17 protein-coding genes and 1 pseudogene are annotated in these 20,015 nt (G+C 64.4%); 2 read left to right on the plus strand and 16 right to left on the minus strand.

The window, feature by feature from the left end; all coding sequences use genetic code 11:
- The 15 genes and pseudogenes from EOB36_RS28105 to EOB36_RS28175 all read right to left on the minus strand — a co-directional run.
- Nucleotides 1–454, minus strand: a pseudogene (locus EOB36_RS28105) (WD40 repeat domain-containing protein); the annotation flags it as partial.
- Between the two features lie 117 nt (nt 455–571).
- On the minus strand, nt 572–1,342 hold the full coding sequence (locus EOB36_RS28110) for an exodeoxyribonuclease III (RefSeq protein ID WP_126105717.1): 771 nt from the start codon (nt 1,340–1,342) through the stop codon (nt 572–574).
- A 9-nt stretch (nt 1,343–1,351) separates the two neighbouring features.
- A complete protein-coding gene (locus tag EOB36_RS28115; protein WP_128286166.1) occupies nt 1,352–1,996 on the minus strand; it encodes an alpha/beta family hydrolase in 645 nt (214 codons plus the stop codon).
- Nucleotides 1,997–2,179: 183 nt separating this feature from the next.
- Nucleotides 2,180–3,274, minus strand: coding sequence for a tetratricopeptide repeat protein (locus EOB36_RS28120; RefSeq protein ID WP_128286167.1), 1,095 nt, complete (start codon nt 3,272–3,274; stop codon nt 2,180–2,182).
- Complete coding sequence (locus EOB36_RS28125) at nt 3,271–4,176, minus strand: Ku protein (RefSeq protein ID WP_128286168.1); 906 nt, start codon at nt 4,174–4,176, stop codon at nt 3,271–3,273. The genes EOB36_RS28120 and EOB36_RS28125 overlap by 4 nt, the downstream gene beginning before the upstream one ends.
- Nucleotides 4,177–4,265: 89 nt before the next feature.
- Complete coding sequence (gene ligD / locus EOB36_RS28130; RefSeq protein ID WP_128286169.1) at nt 4,266–6,746, minus strand: DNA ligase D; 2,481 nt, start codon at nt 6,744–6,746, stop codon at nt 4,266–4,268.
- Nucleotides 6,747–6,855: 109 nt separating this feature from the next.
- Nucleotides 6,856–7,080 (minus strand): hypothetical protein, encoded by a 225-nt coding sequence (locus tag EOB36_RS28135; RefSeq protein ID WP_095482742.1) that lies wholly within the window; start codon nt 7,078–7,080, stop codon nt 6,856–6,858.
- A gap of 196 nt (nt 7,081–7,276) precedes the next feature.
- Complete coding sequence (locus EOB36_RS28140; RefSeq protein WP_128286170.1) at nt 7,277–8,377, minus strand: class II histone deacetylase; 1,101 nt, start codon at nt 8,375–8,377, stop codon at nt 7,277–7,279.
- A 10-nt stretch (nt 8,378–8,387) separates the two neighbouring features.
- On the minus strand, nt 8,388–9,971 hold the full coding sequence (locus tag EOB36_RS28145; RefSeq protein WP_128286171.1) for a GMC family oxidoreductase N-terminal domain-containing protein: 1,584 nt from the start codon (nt 9,969–9,971) through the stop codon (nt 8,388–8,390).
- Nucleotides 9,972–9,981: 10 nt separating this feature from the next.
- Entirely contained in the window at nt 9,982–11,064 is a 1,083-nt protein-coding gene (locus EOB36_RS28150; protein ID WP_127293614.1) for a branched-chain amino acid ABC transporter permease, read from the minus strand.
- A gap of 7 nt (nt 11,065–11,071) precedes the next feature.
- Entirely contained in the window at nt 11,072–11,959 is an 888-nt protein-coding gene (locus EOB36_RS28155; protein ID WP_128243067.1) for a branched-chain amino acid ABC transporter permease, read from the minus strand.
- A 4-nt stretch (nt 11,960–11,963) separates the two neighbouring features.
- The gene (locus EOB36_RS28160; RefSeq protein ID WP_095482747.1) at nt 11,964–12,692 is read right to left on the minus strand and encodes an ABC transporter ATP-binding protein; all 729 of its coding nucleotides are present in this window, start codon (nt 12,690–12,692) and stop codon (nt 11,964–11,966) included.
- Nucleotides 12,689–13,507 carry an ABC transporter ATP-binding protein gene (locus EOB36_RS28165; RefSeq protein ID WP_128286172.1) on the minus strand — a complete coding sequence of 273 codons (819 nt, stop codon included), beginning with the start codon at nt 13,505–13,507 and terminating at the stop codon, nt 12,689–12,691. Before EOB36_RS28165 ends, EOB36_RS28160 begins: the two co-directional genes overlap by 4 nt.
- A gap of 90 nt (nt 13,508–13,597) precedes the next feature.
- On the minus strand, nt 13,598–14,893 hold the full coding sequence (locus EOB36_RS28170) for an ABC transporter substrate-binding protein (protein WP_127204785.1): 1,296 nt from the start codon (nt 14,891–14,893) through the stop codon (nt 13,598–13,600).
- Nucleotides 14,894–14,949: 56 nt separating this feature from the next.
- Nucleotides 14,950–16,383, minus strand: coding sequence for an amidase (locus tag EOB36_RS28175; protein ID WP_128286173.1), 1,434 nt, complete (start codon nt 16,381–16,383; stop codon nt 14,950–14,952).
- Nucleotides 16,384–16,519: 136 nt separating this feature from the next.
- Between EOB36_RS28175 and EOB36_RS28180 the strand changes: the two genes are divergently transcribed.
- Both EOB36_RS28180 and EOB36_RS28185 read left to right on the plus strand, forming a co-directional pair.
- Nucleotides 16,520–17,485 (plus strand): LysR family transcriptional regulator, encoded by a 966-nt coding sequence (locus EOB36_RS28180; protein WP_128286174.1) that lies wholly within the window; start codon nt 16,520–16,522, stop codon nt 17,483–17,485.
- A 124-nt stretch (nt 17,486–17,609) separates the two neighbouring features.
- Entirely contained in the window at nt 17,610–18,617 is a 1,008-nt protein-coding gene (locus EOB36_RS28185; protein WP_128286175.1) for an aldo/keto reductase, read from the plus strand.
- Nucleotides 18,618–18,621: 4 nt separating this feature from the next.
- On the opposite strand, the gene EOB36_RS28190 is transcribed toward EOB36_RS28185, so the two are convergent.
- Nucleotides 18,622–20,015, minus strand: a 1,394-nt coding sequence (locus EOB36_RS28190) for a LuxR C-terminal-related transcriptional regulator (protein ID WP_128286176.1), incomplete at its 5' end; no start/stop codon positions are given.

Genomic DNA, 20,015 nt, shown 5'->3' on the forward strand with positions numbered 1-20,015 from the left:
CAGGAGCCGGCGGCTGTACCGGTTCCGCGCTGGCGACGTCTTCGCCCTTCGGCGTGTTCGGCGCGGGTTGCTCGGCGGTCAGGCTTTTGCCGGCGTCCTGTGGCTGTCGCAACCAGGGGCCGAGTTGGTCGGCCACCAAAGCGAGTACGGCAAGGAACGGAATGACGACGAAGATCTTCCGCAGGCGTGATCGTCCGGCGGGTTGCGTTTCGGCACCCCTGCCGAACAGCGGCACCTTCGGATCTTGCGTCGATCGGCCCGGCAACAGGCCGGCCCAGAACAGCAGGGCTGCAAGGGCTGAGCAAACGCCCGCCGCCCCGACCAAAGCCAGGCGCACGGACGCGAAGCCTTCGCCGGCGCCCTCGCCGCCCAGCGCGAAATACACACGTGTGAAACAGAGCAAGCCGATCGCCAGCAGCAGCACCGCAAGCAGCCTGTCGACAAACCTGTTCATCGGGCTCCCCTCGGGCCGCTATCCGCTTCGCCCGCAATGATGCCGGTCAGCGCCGGGCTTGTCGATGTCCTTCTGATAGTAGCCAATCTCCCCCACAGGGAGATTGGCTCTCCCCCCTCACCGCAACTCCACCCACACCGGCGCGTGGTCGCTGGCGCCGGTCTCGCCGCGCACGTCGCGGTCGATCTCTGCCCCGGTCAGCCGACGCGCCAGCTTCTTCGACAGCAGGATGTGGTCGAGGCGCATGCCGGCATTGCGCGGCCAGCGGTTGCGGCGGTAATCCCAGAATGTGTAGAGCGTGTCGCTGGGGTGCTTCTTGCGCAACGCATCTAACCAGCCCTGGTCGAGCAGCGCCGCGAACGCGGCGCGGCTTTCCGGCTGCACCAGCGCGTTGTCGTCATAGGAGCGGGTCGGGTAGATGTCGCGCGGCTCGGGCACGACATTGTAGTCGCCGGCCAGCACCACCGGCAGCCCGGTGTCGAACAATTCCGCGGCATGCGCGTTCAGGCGCTCGTGCCAGGCGAGCTTGTACTGGAATTTCGGACCGGGCTGCGGGTTGCCGTTTGGCGCATAGAGGCAGGCGATAACGATGCCGTTGACCGCCGCCTCGATGTAGCGGGCCTGGTGGTCCGCCTCGTCGCCGGGCAGCGCCTCGCGGGTCAGAACGGGTTCTGAACCACGCGCCAGTATGGCGACGCCGTTCCAGGTCGGCTGCCCCACCCACACCGCGCCATAGCCGGCATCCGCGAGCGCGGTGCGCGGAAACTGCGTCTGCCTCGCCTTGAGCTCCTGCAGGCAGACGATGTCCGGTTCGGCGACAGCCAGCCAGGCCAGCAGGTTTTGCAGCCGGCTGTTGATGTTGTTGATGTTGAAGGTGGCGATCTTCATCAGCCTGCTTCAGCGCACGATGCGCTCGATCCACGCCTTCACCGCATCGGCCACGGTCTTCAGATGATCGGCAGTGGAGAAGCCGGAGATGCTCTTGCGCGGCTTGAGATCGTGGTCGCCGTCTTCCAGCCACAGCATCTCGATGCGGTCGGAAAGATCGTAGGTCGCGACCTCGTCCGGCGTTCCGAACTCGTCGCGTGTGCCTTGGCAGATTAGTGTTGGCGTCTTCAGCCCTGCGAGATGTTTTGTCCGCAACTGCGTCGGCTTGGCCGGCGGATGGAAAGGGTAGCCCAGGCAGAGCAGCCCGGCGATCTTGCCTTCGGCGAACGTTTCGTCGGCGATCATCGAGGCGACGCGTCCGCCCATCGACTTGCCGCCGATGATGAGCGCCCCCTTCACGCCCTTCGCCCTGAGGTCGGCGATCGCCTTGATGTATTCCGGGTTCACCGTCTCGGCGCGCGGCGGCGGCTTGCGGTGGCCGTAGCGGCGGGCCGCCATGTAGTGGAATTCAAAGCGCGCGACGCGGAAGCCGGCCTCGGCCAACGCTTTGGCCGTGGCGGTCATCGAGGCCGAGTCCATCGGCGCCCCGGCGCCGTGGGCGAGCAGGATGGTGACGGGGGCGGTGTCGGGGCCGTCGAAGAGGAAGGTGGTCATTGGAACTCCAACGTTGACGACCCCTTCTCCCCTTGTGGGAGAAGGTGGCCGAGCGAAGCTCGGTCGGATGAGGGGTGTTGGACGGAATACCAACGTCTCATTTCTTCCAGCACCCCTCATCCGTCTCGGCGCCAATGCGCCGATCCACCTTCTCCCACAAGGGGAGAGGGGAGCGCCATCGCCTCACCCCGCCGATTTCTGCGCCAGCTGCAAATCGACGAACTGTATCCCCTTGGCCGCCATGCGTGCCCATTCGGAGCTGGCGTCGAGCTCGAGGTAGCGCGACCAGTTCCGCCGTGCCTCGGCAAGGTTGCCGGCGTCGAACTCCAGCCGGGCAAGATTAAACACCGCATCGGCATAATTGGCATCGAGCGCGATCGCCTTTTGCAGATGCCGGCGCGCGGAGGCCTCGCGGCTTTGGTCGCTCATCAGCCCGGCCAAATTGAACCATGCCTCGACAAAACCGGGATCACATTTGATGGCGCGGGCATAGTCATGCGCCGCCTCGGCTGCGCGTCCAACGGCGCGCAGGCAGTTGGCGCGGTTGAAGGCGGCAATCGCATCGCTCGGGTCGATGGCTAGGCAGCGCTGGTAGAGTGCCGCCGCCTGCTCGTGGTGTTCAGCCTCTTCCGCCGCTTCGGCGTCGGCGAACAATTCTTCCAGCGTGTCGTCATCCGGCGACCCCAGATCGAACAGCAATTGGCCGTCCAGTTCACTCTGGCCGCCCTCGAGATAGATCGCGTCTGCGCGCCCATGCTGCGAGCCGACATTGAGTGACTTGGCGGTGAGCGAGGCGACCGGGCCGGAGCGGTGCACGGAGCGCGCGATCGCCCCCCACGAAGCGCCGCCAGCAACCAGCCCGGCATATTTGCGGGCGAGGATCAGGTCGCGAAACGAATAGGGTTCGCCATCATGCTCGAAGGCGTCGAAAAGCGACAACAGGTCAAGGTCGGATGCGGCCAGCCGTGACTGATCGAGAAGCGACTGCCGCGACAGGGCCGAGGACTCCGGCGCCTTGATCAGCCCGAGGAGGCGCAAAAAGCCGTTCTCGCTGACCAGCTTACGACCGGCCGCGCGCTCGGCGGCGACGCGGCGCTCGATCTCGGCATCCCCGGCCTTGGCGAGATAAATGCGGCCGAACACGACATGGCTGGTGCGCCTGGTGACGCCGCGCCGCAACTGGCCCTGCTGGCGCTCGACCTCGCGCGCCGCAAGCCGAAGCGGAAACGCCGCCAGCGCGCCGATGCTGCCGAAGACGGTGCCGGCGAGAGCCGTCACGCCTTGCTCTTGCCGACTGCTTTGAGAAGGTTGGCCTTGAGCGGGTTTTCCTTGGCCGCGGCGGCCTTGCCCTTAGCCGCCGGTTTCGCCCCTTCATCGGCCTTGCTCTTGCTCTTGGCCGGCGGCTTGGCCGATTGCGACAGGCTGGCCTTCAGCGCATCCATCAGGTTGATGACATTGCCGCGCTCGGGGGCGGCCGCAATGATCGGCTTGTGGCCCTTGAGCTTCTCGCGGATCATCGCCATCAGCGCGATCTCGTAGCGATCCTCGTAATTCTTCGGGTCGAAGGTGGTTTCCTTCTGCTTGATCAGCGCTTCGGCGAGCTGCAGCATTTCCGGGTCGGGCTTGCCGGCCGGGATGTTGCCGAAATATTCAGCCGTGCCGCGCACTTCATTCGGGTTCCTCAAGGTACAGACGAACATGCCATTCTCGCGTGCGCCGATCGTCACCACGCGCTCGCGGCTGGACAGCACCAGGCGGGCGATCGCCAGCTTGCCGGATTTGCGCATGGCTTCGCGCAGCACCGCGAAGGTTTCCTCGGCCATGGCGCCGTCGGGCGCCAGATAGTAGGGCGCGTCCTGATAGATCACGTCGACCTCGCCCTCGTCGACAAAGGCCTCGATGTTCATCGTATGATTGGATTCGATGCGCACCGCGTCGAGGTCGGTATCATCGATGATGATGTATTGCTTGTCCTCGTACTCGTAGCCCTTGACCAGGTCCGAGCGCTCGACCAGCCCGAGCTCGGGATCGACCGGCTTCATGTTGATGCGATTATGCGTTTCCTTGTGCAACTGGTTGAAGCTGATGCGTTCGCTGGCACTCGTCGCCGGATAAAGCCGGACCGGACAGCTGACGAGGCTGAGCTTGAGGTAACCTTTCCAACTTGCCCTGGGCGCCATGAGACTCTCCTACGCGGCCGTGCACTGTCGAACTGTTTGCAGCGCTTCGTCCGGAGGACGAACGGCGCTGCGCAAAACCTACATCCCACCTACAATACCGGCAAATCCCTAGCGAAATCTTCCATGTCGGCCCAGGGGTCGCCGGAGGTGGCCAGAAGGCCCGGCAGCGAAGAATAATTCAAATCTTCCGGAGCGTCGATGGATTCCAGATCGGACCAGCTCACCGGCGTCGAGGCCGGCAGGTTTGTGCGGGCGCGCAGCGAGTAAGGTGCCGCCGAGGTGTGGCCGCGCGCATTGCGGTGATAGTCGATGAATATGCGCCGCTTGCGGTTGTCCTTGCCCATGGTGGTGGTGAAGGTGTCGGGCGCGGTGGCGGCCAATGCCGAGGAAATGGCGCTGGTCGCCTGGTGCAGCTTCTTCCAGTTCTGTTTCTGCGTCACCGGCACTGATATGTGGATGCCCTTGCCGCCCGAAGTTTTGGCAAACGGCACCAGTCCCATCACTTCAAGCTCGCCCTTGATATGCACCGCCGCCTCGACCACCTCGCGCCAGGCGATGCCTTCGCCCGGGTCGAGGTCGAAAACGATCAGGTCGGGCTTGTCGAGCCGCGTGCGGTGGGTGCCCCAGGTGTGGAACTCGACGACGCCGAACTGCGCCAGCGCCAGATAGCCCTTGGCGCCCTCGACCGACAGATAGGACTTGGTCTCGCCCTCGGAATTGGTCGCCTCGAATGTGACGACCGAAGGCGGCATGCCGGTGAAGGCATGGCGCTGGAAGAAACAGTCCTGCGGCTTGCCGGTCGGGCAGCGCACCAGCGACACCGGGCGGCCGAGAATATGCGGCAGCATGAAGTCGCCGACCAGCGCGTAGTAGACGGCGATATCGAGCTTGGTCGGTCCGGTCTTGCCGAACAGCCGCCGCGTCGGGTTGGTCACCCAGATCGTTGCAAGGTCGGCCTCGGCGATCAGCCGCTTGCGCTTGGCCGACACCGGCGTCGACAGGCCGACATCCCTGAGCCCGCGGAACACGGCATGGCGCAGCGCATTGTCTGCCGTGCGGTTGGCATAGTGGATGCGGGCCGACAGCAGCGGCCGCACCCATTTCATCTCGCGCATGATCTCGCGCGGAACCCCTTCGGGCGCCGACGCACCGGTGCGCAGCGGCTCCAGCCGGGCCAACAATTCGCCTGCTGTCGCGGCATCGAAGCCGGTGCCGACCTTGCCGCGATAATGCAATTCGCCGTCCTCGAATTCGGCCATGCCGAGCGCCGCCAGCCCCTCGGCCGCGTCGGAGGTGGTGTAGCCGGCGATGACGAAGTCGCCGGTTTTGAGCGCCTTGGTCTTGGTCCAGGTCTTGGTGCGGCCGCTCTGGTAGGTTGCCGTGGCGCGTTTCGAGACGACGCCTTCCAGCCCCAGTTCGGAGGCCTGGTCATAGAGCCCCTGCCCGTCGCCTTCGACATGATCGCTGAACTGGATGGCGGAGTTGGCACCGAGGCCGGACAGCAACTGCGACAGCAACGCCTTGCGCCGGCCGAGCGGCGCTTTTCTCAGGTCCCATCCGTCGAGGTACAAAAGGTCGAAGGCATAGAAGTGGAGCTTGTTGCCGGCGCCTTCGGCCAGCGCGTCCTGCAAAAGGGCAAAGCGGCTGATGCCCTTGGCGTCGACCACGACGATCTCACCGTCGATAACAGCCTCGCGACAGGGCAGCCTGGCGAAGGCATGCGGCAGGTCGCCATAGCGCTTGGTCCAATCGATGCCGGCGCGGGTGATCAGCCGCACCTCACCCTTAGCCAGATGCGCCATGGTGCGGTAGCCGTCGAACTTGATCTCGTGCAGCCAGACTTCGCGCGTTTTTTCCGCGGGGTGTTCACTGCCCGGAGGCTTCGGAACCTGCGTCGCCAGCTGTGGCTCGATGCGGGCGGGCGCCGGCGCCTTGACGGCGCCCGGCAAAGCGCCGGGCTTCAGCACGACCGGTTTCGCAGGCCTTGCGGCAGGCTTCGGCGTTGCCACCAGCTCCTCGATGCGCCGTCCCGATTTGACGCTTTCCGGCCGGGCTTCCAGTATGTCGAGCTTGGCGTCGGCGGCGAGGTCGCGCTCCTTGAACAGCAGCCAGTTCTTTTTGCCCTCATCCTCGCTAGGCTTCGGTTTCAGCCGCGCTAGCATCCAACCGCCATTCAGCTTCTCGCCGGCCAGTCGGAACTTGAAGGAACCGGTGCGCAAACTCTTTTCGACGTCGTCCATCGGCGCCCAGACGCCGGTGTCCCAGACGATCATCGGCCCGCCGCCATATTCGCCCTCGGGAATAACGCCTTCGAAGTCGATATATTCGAGCGGATGGTCCTCGGTCTCGACCGCCAGCCTTTTGTCAGCGGGATTGAGCGACGGGCCGCGAGGCACCGCCCAGCTCTTCAGCACATCCCCGACCTGCAAACGTAAATCATAGTGGTCGGCGGTAGCGTGATGCTTGTGGACGACGAAGCGGTTGCCTTCTCCGGCAACCAGTCCGCCGGCGGGCTCCGGCGTCTTGCTGAATTCGCGCTTGGCGCGATAGGCCTTGAGTTTCGACGTCATATCCGCATGCCAAGCGGGATGCGTCGGCCGCGTAAAAACAACGGCTTGACCCACATCACATGAATCATTTTGTCAGCATGTGGCGGGCCGATGTCGTGCCTCACACAGCTCAATCGTCGGTGGCCGGCGTCAATTCGAGCTCGGCCGGCGACAGACCCTGCTGAAGCTGGCTCAGCCGGAATTCGTCGACCCAGTAGGCCTCGCCGTCAACGAGGACACGCGCCTTGTAGGCGCCGGCGGAAAAGCTCTGTGCGGTGATGTAGACCTTGTGGCGGTCGAGAGCCTTGCGCACCGCGGCGCGCTTGGATTTCTGGCTGGTGACGGAACTGGCCATAACTCGCTCACACACGCTGCCGCAGGAAAAACACGGCTGGTATAAGGATGGCCGAGACCGGCTGTCGTGTCAATTTGGGATGATCAGGCCACCTTTTCGCCCAGCCAGCCTGGGAGAGTCAGCTTTCGAAGCCGCTGCCGCATGACATTGGGCAAGCTGCGCCGGGGCGAGAGCCACCCGGCACTACTCACATCCACTATCCGATACCGCCCACCAATTCCTCCGCCCTGGCTATGACGGCCGCCTGATGCGGCTGCAGGGGCTGGCCGGCGTAGCCTTCGAAGACCGGCAGGAAAGGATCATCGATATCAGTCCTGATGCCGGACAATTGCTCCATCACCGCCAGGCCGCAATAGGGCACGTAGGAAGCCGAATAGCCGCCTTCATGTGACATCATCAGCCGCCCGCCGCAGAGATCGTCCGCCGCTTGCATCAGCAGCCGCGTCATCTCGCGGTAGCTGCCGCTATGCAGCATCATGCGCCCCAGCGGATCGGCCGCCGATGCATCGAAGCCCGATGGCACGACGATCAAGTCAGGCTTGTAACGAGTGAGCGCCGGCAGCACGATGCGTTCGAATACCGACATGTAGGCGCCGTGACCACATCCGGCCGGCAGCGGCACGTTGATATTGTAGCCTTCGCCCCTGCCGCCGCCGCGTTCATTGTGGAACCCGCTGTCGGGCGGATAGAGCCCGTCCTGGTGGATTGAGATCGTCAGCACCGACGGGTCCCCATAGAATGCCGCCTGGGTGCCGTTGCCGTGATGGACGTCCCAGTCGACGGTGGCTACCCGCTCAAAGCCGTGTTTGGCCCGGTTCTTCAGGATGGCGACCGGAACATTGCCGAACAGGCAAAAGCCCAGGCCTTGCGCGCGCTCGGCATGATGACCGGGCGGCCGCACCAGCGCGTAGCCATTGTCGATATCGCCGCTCAGCACCGCATCCATCACCGCAGCGGTGCCGCCAGCCGCCAGGCAGGCGATCTCGTAACTGCCATGGCCAAAAGGGGTAAGATAGCTCGCATCGCCGCCGCGTTCGTCGCTGAGCGTCTTGATGCGGCGGATGTAGTCGCGATCGTGAAACAGGGCGAGATCGTCCTCGCTTACCGCGACCGAGGCGATCTTCGACAGTCTTTCGGTGAGGCCTGAAACCTCCATCAGGTTGCGGAACCGGCGTTTGGTCGCGGCATTCTCAGCATGTTCGCCCGGCTCAATGGTCAGGCTCGGCTGAAAGAACAGCGCCGCATTGCCGGTCTCGTGCCAGAGATAGAGTTCGTGGAAATTCCAACCGGTCGTCATGTATCGCCTCCTACCCTGCCAGGATCATCGATGCGGCGCGTTCGGCGATCATGATCGTCGGCGCGTTGGTGTTGCCCGAGACCATTTTTGGAAAGACCGATGCGTCGGCGATGCAAAGCCCTTCCAGCCCGTGCACCTTCATCGACGCTGGGTCGACGACAGCCATTTTATCGGCGCCCATCCGGCAGGTGCTGGTCGGATGATAGAGCGTCGTGCAGTGGCCGCGAATGTACTCAGCGATCTCGGCATCGCTTTCGCATTCGGCGCTGGGCGTGATTTCGCCGACCAGCATTTCTTTGAGCGGCGACTGCGCCGCGATCCGGCGGCTGATGCGGATGCCTTCGACCAGCGTGGCGATATCCGAGCCGTCCTCGTCGCTGACGAAGTAACGCGGGTCGATCGCCGGATATTCGATGGGATTGGCCGAGCGCAGGCGGATCTCGCCGCGGCTGTCAGGCCGCTGCAGCGTGGTGTGCAGCGTGATGCCGGGCTTCGACGACAGGAACCGCACATAGTCGCGATGCGGGCTGATGGCGCCATAAAGCTGCAGGTCCGGTTCGACATCCGGTCGGCTCCTGACGAAGCCGCCGGCCGCCACCCAGGGTGAGGAGCGCGGGCCGCTGCGCGATGTCTGCCACTCCGCAAAATCGCGCTGCAGCGTCTCGTCGGTCCAGGCGCCGACGCCGATCTTGTCCTTGGTGTAGAAGGTGATCGGAATGTTGATATGGTCCTGCAGATCCTTGCCGACGCCCGGCAGATCGTGGACGGGATCGACGCCGACGCTCCTGAGTTCGTCGGCCGGGCCGATGCCGGAAAGCAGCATCAGCTGGCAGCTGCCGATCGAGCCCGACGACAGCACCACCTCGCTGTCGGCAAAAGCAGTCTCCGGCACGCCGTTGACCAGATAGCGGATGCCTTTGGCCCGGCCCTTCTCGACGATCAGGCCCGTCGCCAGCACCCCGGTTTTCACCGTGAGGTTGGGACGTTGCCGCGCCGGGCGCAGATAGGCTTTGCCTGTGCCCCAGCGTTCGCCGTCCTTGATGGTGAACTGGAAGAGGCCGACGCCTTCCTGCTCGACGCCGTTGAAATCGCGATTGTGCTGGTAGCCGGCGGCCTTGCAGGCCTCGATCCAGGCGAGCTCGTTGGGATCGACATGCCCGACATTGCCGATATGCAGCGGCCCGTTGGCGCCATGCAGCGGATCATTGCCAAGCTCGGCATTGCTTTCGCTGGCCTTGAACACCGGCAGCACGTCTTCCCAGGCCCAGCCGGGGCAGCCCATGGCGGCCCAGCCATCATAGTCGGACGGCAGGCCGCGAATATAGATCATCGCGTTCAGCGCGCCGGAACCGCCGATCATCTTGCCGCGCGGCCAGAACACCCGCCTGCCGCGGCAGCCGACCTGCGCCTCTGTGTAATAGCCCCAATCGACGGCGGTGTTGAACATGGTCGGCCAGTCCGACGGCACGTCCGAGGCGAGCGGCGCTTCGCGTCCCGCCTCCAGCAGTAGCACCTTGCGGCCAGGATCGGCGCTGAGCCGGTTTGCCAGCACGCAGCCGGCCGAGCCGGCACCCACTATGATCGTGTCGAACATCGTCGGTCTCTCACTTTCCGGCCGCAGCCGGGCTTTGCACAATGTTGCTCACTACTGGCTTGCTGTTCGTTGGGCCGCTGCGCTTGCGCGTCAGCCAGCGGACCAGATCGCCAAAGCGGCCGACCAGCCCCTTCGGCATCAGCACCACCGACAGGGCGATGATCAGGCCGAGGCCGAGCGTGCGGAACTCGCCGCTCTCGCGCATCAGCTCGTCGGCCAGGACCAGCACCACGGTGCCGACAAGCGGTCCCCAGAACGTGCCGACACCGCCGACCACGACGATGGCGATGATGAACATCAGCTGCGACATCGACAGCACGCCGGGGCCGATCGCCTGGAAATGCGCGGCATAGAAACCGCCGGCAAGCCCGGTGAAGAAGGCAGAAATCCCGAAGACGAGAAGCTGCGCCTGGAACCGGTTGACGCCACGCGCCACCGCATAGCCCGGATTGTCCTTGAGCGCCCGGAAGGCAAGCCCGATCGGGCTTTTGACGATCGCGTAAGTGAAGACCATGGTGATGCCGAACAGCACCGCGATGATCGCATAGTTGCCGACCAGCCACTGCGCTCTCAGCAAGGCCCTGGTGCCAAGATCGCCGAACCGGGCAAAGCCGACGGCGCCGCCGGTGAACTGGCGGCAGACCGAGCCAACCATGACGAAGCACTCGGTGTCGGTGACGATCAGCAGATACATCGTCTGGGCAATCGCTAGGGTCAGCAGCGCCACATAGACGCCAGTCAGCCGCAGGCAGGCCAGGCCAACGACGAGCGAGAACAGCACGGCGCCGAGCGCGCCGGGCACAAGGGCCGCCCAGACGTTCCAGCCGAAATAGAAGCAGAGCATCGCGGTCGCGTAGCCGCCGAAGGCAAAGATCGCCATTTGGGCCAGCGAGAAGATGCCGGAGAAGCCGAACAAAAGATTCCACTGCGATGCGATCGTTGCATAAAACAGCGCCAGCACGATCTGGCCGAGGATGTAGCGGCTGTCGATCATGAAGGGCAGCGCAACCGCCGCAGCGATCAGCACCAGGCTGATGGCAAGATCGGTCCTGGCTGAGCGGGACATGCGCGACATGGATCTGGTGTCTGTCATGATGCCCTCACATGCGCCGGATTTCGGCGCGGCCGAAGAGGCCGGACGGTCGCCAGATCAGCACGGCAATGACCACGAACAGCAGCGACGGAAAGCCCCAGCGGGCGCCAAGCGCGTACTGGACGAAGGATTCGAGCAGCGCCAGGCCAAGCGCGGCGGCGACCGCGCCCGGCAGATTGCCGAGGCCGGCGACGACGCACATGATGAAGGCTTTCAGCATCGGATCGTTGCCGAGCGGCGGTGACAATTGCGTCATCGACGAGACCATGACGCCGCAGATGCCGGCGAGCGCGCCGGACAGCATCAGCACCTGCAGATAGACGCGGTTGACGGCGACGCCCATGAGCTGGGCCGCATCGCGGTTCTGCGCCGTCGCCCGGATTGCACGACCCATCCGCGTGCGGCCGAGCGCCAGCGAGACCACCACCATCATGACGACGACGACCGCGATGATCAAAAGGTTCTGCCAGGGCAGCGTCAGCGGCCCGAGGCGAAAGGCGCCGGCGATCGAGACCGGCTGCTTCAGCGGCTGTCCACCATAGGTCAGCAGGATCGCATTCTCCAGCGCAATGCCGATGCCGACCGTGGCGATCATGACGTTGGCTTCGAACGTCGACTTGTCGTTCTTCAACAGATTGCGCACGATCGCAAAATAAAGGATCGCACCGGCCGCGGCCCCCACAAGGATGGCGCCGGCAAAGCCGATAGCGATCGGCAGGCCGAGCGAGGTGATCACCGTGAAGGCGACATAGCCGCCAAGCGTCAGCATCGCCGCATGGGCCATGTTGAGCATGCCCATCGAGCCCCAGACCAGCGACAGCCCGACCGTCGCCAGGGCATAGAGCGCGCCGGAGGTGAAGCCGGCGACAAGAATGGCCATGAGAACGTCGGTCATGGCGTCAGCCTCCAAGGTAGGTTGCGAGGAGCTCGTCTCGCGCCATCAGTTCGGCGGGCTTGCCCGACCAGACAATAGCGCCGTCGTCGAGCAGATGCAGGCGGTCGGCGAGGTCCTCGACCCGCGCCGGGTTCTCCTCGACGAGGAGGATCGTCCGGCCGGCTTTGCTCAGTTCGGCAATGACGCCGTAGACCTGATCGATGATCAGCGGCGCCAGGCCGAGCGACGGCTCGTCGATCAACAGGATGCGCCCGCCCATCATCAGGCCGCGGCCGATGCCGGCCATGCGCCGTTCGCCGCCGGACAGGCTCGAGGCGACCTGGTCGCGGCGGTCGGCGAGCTTCGGCAAAAGCGTGTAGACCTCGTCCAGCCGGCGCTTGATCTCGGCCTTGTCGGGCGCCAGATAGGCGCCCATCAGCAGGTTTTCGAGCACGCTCATCTGCGCAAACAGCATGTCGCCCTGCGGCACGTGGGCGACGCCCAGCATCGCCGTTTCGTGTGGCTTTCCGGACAGGCGCTGGCCGTCGATGCTGATCTGCCCGCCGCGTAGCGGCACGAGGCCGGAGATCGTCTTGAGAAGCGTCGATTTGCCATGGCCGTTCGGGCCGACGACGGTGACGAATTCTCCGGCACGGACGGTCAGCGAAATGCCCTTGAGCACCTCAAGGCCGTCATAGCCGGAGACGATGGCGTCGAGCTGCAGGACCGGCGGTTTGGCGGCTGCGCTCGTCATTGCGCCCCCTCGACCGGGCTCGTTGCGGCCTGGTCGTCGAAGAATTTCTTCAGCCGCTTCTGCGTGCCTTGTCCCAGATAGGTTTCGACGACGGTCTGGTCCTCGGCCACCTTGTCCGGCCTGCCCTCGAAGATCACCTTGCCGTGGTGCATGATGATGACGCGGCTGGACAGCGCCAGGAGAAAGCGCATGACATGCTCGATCAGCACGATAGTCAGTCCCTGATCGCGCAATTTCAGCACCATCGCCATGATCTGGTCGATCTCGGCGACGTTGAGCCCGCCGACCGGCTCGTCGAGGAACAGCATCTTCGGCTTGGTGGCGATGGCACCGGCGATCATCAGGAGCTTGCGGTCGAGCACCGGCAGCCGCGCCACGGTCTCTTCAGCCTTGCCCGCAAGTCCGACGAAATCCAGCGCCTCCATTGTTGCCTGCCGGACATCCTCGCCGAGGCGGAAGCCGGCCAGCCTGCGCCGCTGGCGGCCGAAATAGGCGGCGATCTCGATGTTTTCGCGAACCGTCAAGCTATCGAAGGCGGCATTGAGCTGGAAGGTCCGGGCCATGCCGAGCTGGCAGATGCGGTCGGCTCCCAAAGTTGAAATGTCGGTGTCGCCGAAATGCACGCGGCCGGCGCTGGCCGGCGTGATCCCGGTCACGACATCAAAAAAAGTCGTCTTGCCGGCGCCGTTCGGCCCGCCAATGCCGACGATCTCGCCCGGATTGACCACCATCGACACGCCGTCGACGGCGGCCAGCGAGCCAAACCGTTTGACGACGCCGTCACAAACCAGCATCGGGCCCACGGCCTCAGTCATCTCGTTTGCCTGGCACTGTTGTTTACCTGATGGCAACCGGTCGGGCGCCATGGCCCGCCGGTTTCGTTCGTTTCATTTCTACATTCCGGTTCATTTGATCCATGGCGGCAGGATGAAGCTGTCCGTTGCATAGAGCACCGGCGCGATCAGTTTCGGATCGGTCTTGTAATCCTGATGTTGCAGGAACTGGTGCGGCATGCCGAGCGACGGATCCGCCACCTGCGTCGGGTAGCAGAACGCCGACTGACCCGCCGGATCGGCCCGGTAGGTGCCGTTGACCCCGCGATAGACCAAGCGTTTCATGGCATTGGCTACCTTGGTGGTCTGCTCCTTGTTGAACGGCTCGCCCGGACCGCCGGCGATTGCCGCCGCAAGTGCCCACATCCATAGGCCGTCATAGGTCTGCGATCCGGTGATGTAAGCGGAGTTCGGACCGAATTTCGCCCGGTAACTCTCGCGGAACGATTTGGAGAAATCGTCCGGCAGGCAGCCGATCACTGTCGAATAGACAACGCCGTTGACCGCCTCGCCCCCGATCTCGCGGAACGCGGGCAACGACGGCCCGTACTGCATATAGATCAGGCTGTTGATCGGCTCGGCGAGGAACTGGACCATGAACTGCGCCAGGTCCTGCGGCAAGAAATGCGTGACCAGGATCGCCGCCGGCGGATCCTGCCGGAGCTTCGCCAGTGTCGGACCCCACTGGTTGGTCGGGAACGGAACCGTCTCGAACAGGCTAACCTCGAATCCATATTCGGCGGCCTTGTCGCGGATCGCATTGGCGATGACGATCGAATATTCATTGGCCGACGGGATGATGGCGATCTTCTTGTTCGGCGCCTTCCATTTGCCGTCCGCGGCTAGCGTCTTGAGAAAATTCAGGCAGCCGGGACCATACCAGAATTCCGGCGGATCGCCCTGGAAGGAACTGTAGTAGCGGGCCGGGTCGGTCTTGAACTTCTCATTGTGCGAAATCAGCGTGTTGTAGTGCATCATGATGACGTCATTGTCGGCGGCGACGTCCATCTCGATCATGTTGGTGCCGAGATTGTAGCCGTTGATGATGACCGGGGCGGTGAAACGATCGATCAGGCGCTGCATCGACTGGCTGACCAGATCGGCGCCCATTTCCTTGGTGTCTTCGATGTGGATCTCGACAGGCCGGCCGAGAATGCCGCCCGCCGCATTGATCTCCTCGGCGGCGAGGTCGAGGCCGTTCTTGAACTCGATGCCGTCGGCGGCGGCGATACCGGACATCGGCAGGGCCGAGCCGACCGGAATGGGGGTGGCGTCCTGGGCGATCGCCGCATTGTTCATGTCGGCAAGAAGAGCAGCACCAGCTCCCGCGCCGGCCACCCCTTGCAGCATTGCACGTCTGTTGATCATGGCAAAATTCCCCTTTTTTTGTCGTCGGTTACGGTCTGTTCTTTATGCGAAATAGATTAGGCGAAATCCTTCAGGCGAAACGCTTGCGTCAGGGGCCGAAAGGCGGCTTCCAGGTCGGCCGCCGCGGAAAGCACTTGGGCATCGTCGCCACGCGTACCGACGATCTGGAAGCCGACCGGCAGGCCCGCCGCCGTCATGCCGCAAGGGATGACGCAGGCCGGTTGCTGGCTGAGATTGATTGGATAGCTGAATGCTGCCCATTCGGTCCAGCGCGACAGGCCGCTGCCCGAAGGCACTTCAAGCCCGACGTCGAAGGCCGGGATCGATGTTCCCGGCGAAACGATGAAGTCATAGGTGTCGAGCAGCCGATCCATGGCGGCGCCGAATTCGCCGCGCTGTAACTGTGCGGCGACCAGTGCCTTGGCGTCGAACGCCGCCCCGGCCCGGGCGATCTCCAGGAAGCCCGGATCGATCCCTGCCCGTTCGTTCTCAGGGATCAGCGCCAGACGCGCGGCGGCGCCGGTGAACCAGTGGTATTGGAAAAGATCGAGCAGATCGCCGCCGGGGAGATCAATGGGCTCGACCGTCGCGCCAAACGCGCTGAAATACGTCAGCGCGTGGGACACGGCGGCGGCAATCTCTTCATCCAGCACGCCGGATGGCGGCTTCGACCAGTAGCCGACCCGGGCCCCTTGCAGCGTCGCATCGATCCGGCCAAGCGGCGCCAGCGTTCCCGCGCCTTGCTGCCAGTCGCTGAGATCGCGACCGGACATCGCCTGCGTCATGACGGAAAGGTCCTGCGCGGTCCGCGCCATCGGCCCGATATGGGCGACGGTTCCGAACGCGCTCGACGGATAGGCCGGCACGCGGCCGAAGGTCGGCTTCAGTCCGGCGATGCCGGTGAAGGAGGCCGGGATACGGATCGATCCGCCGCCATCGGTGCCGAGGTGGAAGACGCCGGCTCCGGTGGCGGCCGCCACCGCCGCGCCGCCGGAAGAACCGCCGGGCGTCTTTTCGGCATTCCAGGGATTGCGCGTGATGCCGCAAAGCCCGCTGTCGGTGATCGCCTTCCAGCCGAATTCGGGCGTCGTCGTCTGTCCAATGAAGACAGCGCCCGCTCGGCGCAGCAGGGCAACGGCGGGCGCATCCCTGTCGCAAGGCGCAGCCGGCGTGGTCCTGCTGCCATAGCGAACGCTCCAGCCCTCGACCCAGACGATGTCCTTGAGCGTCGTGGGTATGCCGTCGGCGGCGGACAGCGGCTCGCCTGCCCGCCAGCGTTTTTCGGAGGCGCCGGCGGCCTCGATCGCAGCCTTGCGGTCGATCATGGTGAAGGCGTTGAAAAGCGGATTGATCGCTTCGGCGCGAGCAAGCACCGCCATCGTCACCTCGACGGGCGATAGCGATCCAGCGCGATAGGCAACGTTAAGCTCCGCGGCGCTCAGGCGGCACAGATCATCGGCGTCGGCAATGGGAGATATCCCATTCGGCATGCAGTTCGAACCCCTCGTTCCATGGCCACTCTTTCGGCAGCCTTGTCAGCAGAGGCAGTCTGGCGGGTTTCTGCATTTCCACAAAATGTATTATTGCGAGTAACATGCGCTATTAAATGCAACAATTGGATTTTCTATGAACCTGACAGTCCGGCAATTGCGCTATGTCTGCGAGGTCGCCCGTCTCGGCAGCGTGCTGGCGGCCTCCAAGTCGCTCTACATCTCGCAATCCTCCATCCTGGCGGCGATCACCTTGGCCGAGGCCGAGATGGGGGCGCGTATTTTCGACAGGCGGCCGGCGCGCGGCGTCTCCATCACGCCGGCAGGCCAACGCTTCGTCGCAGCAGCCCGCGTCATGCTGGCGGCGGAAACCGAGTTCAACCGGTCGATCGGCGATCTCAGCGGCCGCGTGCCGAAAGTCCTGCGCATCGGCTGTTTCGAGCCATTCGGCGCGCTATTCATGCCGGAAATGCTGCGCGGCTATCTCGATAGCGTCGGCGATGTCGAGATCGACCTGGTCGAGGCCGACCAGGTCCAGCTTCAGGAACGGCTTGTCGCCGGCCAGATCGACCTGGCCATTCTCTACGACATCGGGCCGATCGGCATCGACAGCGTCACCCGGATCTGCAAGGTGCCGGCGCACGCCGTGCTCAATGCCGATGATCCCCTCGCCGCGCGCGACGGCATCTGGTTGGCGGAACTGGCGGAGCGGCCGCTGGTCTTGCTCGATCTGCCGCACACCGCAACCTATCTCCTGACCTTGTTTGACGTGCTGGCCAAACGACCGGAGGTGCGCTTTCGCACGCGCTCCTACGAGACGGTCCGCTCGGCGGTCGCCTCGGGCTTCGGCATGGCCATCCTCAACATGCGGCCGATCGGCCGGGCCACCGCCGATGGCGACGAGATCGTTCGAAAACCGATCTTCGACGAATTGCCGCCACCGACACTGATCGTCGCCGACATGTACGGTTCGGCAAAGCCGCTCTTCGTGCGGGTCTTCATCGAGATATTCCACCGCTTCTTCGACACGGTCGGCCCGTCCGGCTTTTCGGTGACGACGCCGGAGCGCGAGCCTTTGCTGCTGGTTGCCAGGAAAGGCTGACGGTGATCCTCTTCGGCTCACGCGATCGTGCGATTAGCCCTCAGCCGGGCGACTGTGGAAACTAAGCGAACGCTCTATATCGTCCTGACGCACGAACCCTGACGCTTTTCCGGAGATCTCTTCCATGACCTTGAGCACACGCAAGCTGGGCAGCCAGGGGCTGCAGGTATCGGTGATCGGCCTCGGCTGCATGGGCATGAGCCAGTCCTACGGCCCGGCCGACGAGGCGGAATCGATCGCCACGCTGCATCGCGCCATCGAGCTCGGCTGCACCTTCCTCGACACGGCAGAAGTCTATGGCCCGCACACCAATGAGGAACTGCTCGGCCGCGCCCTGAAGGGCCGGCGCGACGAGGTGACGATCGCCACAAAATTCGGCTTTCGTATCGAAAACGGCAAGCAAATCGGCACCGACCGCAACAGCCGGCCCGAGCATATCCGCGAGGCGGTCGAAGGCTCGCTCAGCCGGCTCGCCACCGACCATATCGACCTGCTCTACCAGCACCGCGTCGACCCGGCGGTGCCAATCGAGGATGTGGCGGGTGCTGTTGGCGATCTGATTATCCAGGGCAAGGTGCGTTACTTCGGCCTGTCGGAGGCCGGCGCCGCCAACATCCGCCGCGCGCATGCCGTGCATCCGGTGTCGGCTGTGCAGAGCGAATATTCGCTGTGGGAACGCAATCTGGAACCGGAGATCATCCCGCTGCTCAGTGAGCTCGGCATCGGCCTGGTGCCGTTCGCGCCGCTTGGCCGCGGCTTCCTCACCGGCGACGTCAAGCGCGCCGAAGACTACCCGGAGGGCGACTTCCGGCGCGGCGACCCGCGCTACCAGGGCGCCAACTACGACGCCAACGTGCAGGCGGCCGGGATTGTCCGCGACATCGCCACGGCCAAGGGTGTCAAGCCGGGCCAGGTCGCGCTGGCCTGGCTGCTGCACAAGGGCAGCGATTTCGGCATCGACATCGTGCCGATCCCCGGCACCAAACGCAGAAAATACCTTGAGGAGAACGTCACCGCCGCCGCGATCAAGCTCGACGCCGCCGCAATGCAGGCGCTCGACGACGCGCTGGCGCCGGGCAAGGTCTCGGGTGAGCGCTACAACGAACGCGTCATGGTGACGATCGACCGGTAGGGGTCTACGGCAGCTTCGCCAGTCCGGCAGCGTGGCGGATGGCAAGCAACGCGTCCCGGTTGATCACGGGATAGCCTGCGATGAAGCGTTCGACCGAAAAGCCTGGAAATTCGGCTCTCAAGCGGGCCGCGGCGCGCGCCGTCTCGCTGGCCTCGCCCATGGCCGCATGTGAAAGCGCCAGGAACATCAGCACGTCCGGCGACTCCGGCGAACTCCTGCGGAGCGCCGCGATGGCTTGGTCGTGCCTGCCGGCCACGAACAGGATGCGACCTTGCATGCCGAAATACCAGGGCGGGGCCAGTGGATTGAGACGCATGGCACGCTCGATGAGCGGGATCGCCTCGGCCGGATCGCCGACGACAAGCGCCTTGCTGCCCGCCAGCAGCGGCAGTATGCCGGCGTGGTTGGAGCCGTATTCGAGAGCGCGCCGGTGCGCGCGCTCCGCTCCTTCGAGATCGCCAAGGCATGCCCTGACATTGCCAAGGCATGCGTGAGCGCAGCTGTCCGTCGGGTCGAGGCGCAAGGCGTTTTCGGCCGCCGTCCGCCAGTTCTCGATCGACGTCAGCACATCGTCGCCAAAGCCGTTGCAGGCCTCGACCGAATAGGCATAGGCGAGTTCGGCCCAGCAGTTGGCGAAGGTAGGGTCAAGCTCCAGCGCGCGTGAAAACAGGCGGATCGCCTCGGCATTGCCGGCGCGGCTGAACGTGGTGTGCTGTTCGAGGGCAAGCAGATAACAGTCATAGGCCCGCAAGCTGGCCGGCGGCTTGCGGCGAACCGCATTGCGGCCGACGGTGGCAAGCGTTCCGTAACTGCCGGCGAACACATTGATGATGCTTTCGGTCAGGCTGTCCTGCAGCGCGAAAATGTCCTCGACAGGGCGGTCGTAGCGCTCCCTCCACAGGCTGACACCGCTACGGGCATCGGCAAGCTCTATCGTCAAACGAATCCTCTGGTCGTCGGCGCGCAACTGGCCCGATACGATATAGGTGACGCCGAGCGCCTTGCCGTCCGCCGCGAAATCGGCCGGCTTGCTGCCCAGCGATTTCATCGTGTGGAAGGCGATGACAGGCAAGCCCGCGTAACGTGCCAGGTCGATGGTGATGTCCGACGACAGGCCGTCGGCAAAGCGGCGCCAACGCTCTTCGGAATTGAGGCATTCGATCGGGAATATGGCGAGCACTGGCGGAGCGTCCGACGGGAGTGATAGCCCGTCCGGCCGAGCGCTGGAAGCGCCACCAAAATACGCCGCGAGCCCGATCTTGGTGCGCACCCCAAGTTTTTCGTAGATGGCCGCAAGGTGGGTGCGAACAGTGGTCGGGGCAATAAAAAGAGCTTTGCCGATTTCGCGATAGGTCATGCCGGCTGCGAATTTTTCCGCGACCGCGCGCTCGCGGCCCG

Source organism: Mesorhizobium sp. M6A.T.Cr.TU.017.01.1.1 (assembly GCF_004023115.1).
GTDB classification, from domain to species: Bacteria; Pseudomonadota; Alphaproteobacteria; order Rhizobiales; family Rhizobiaceae; genus Mesorhizobium; species Mesorhizobium mediterraneum.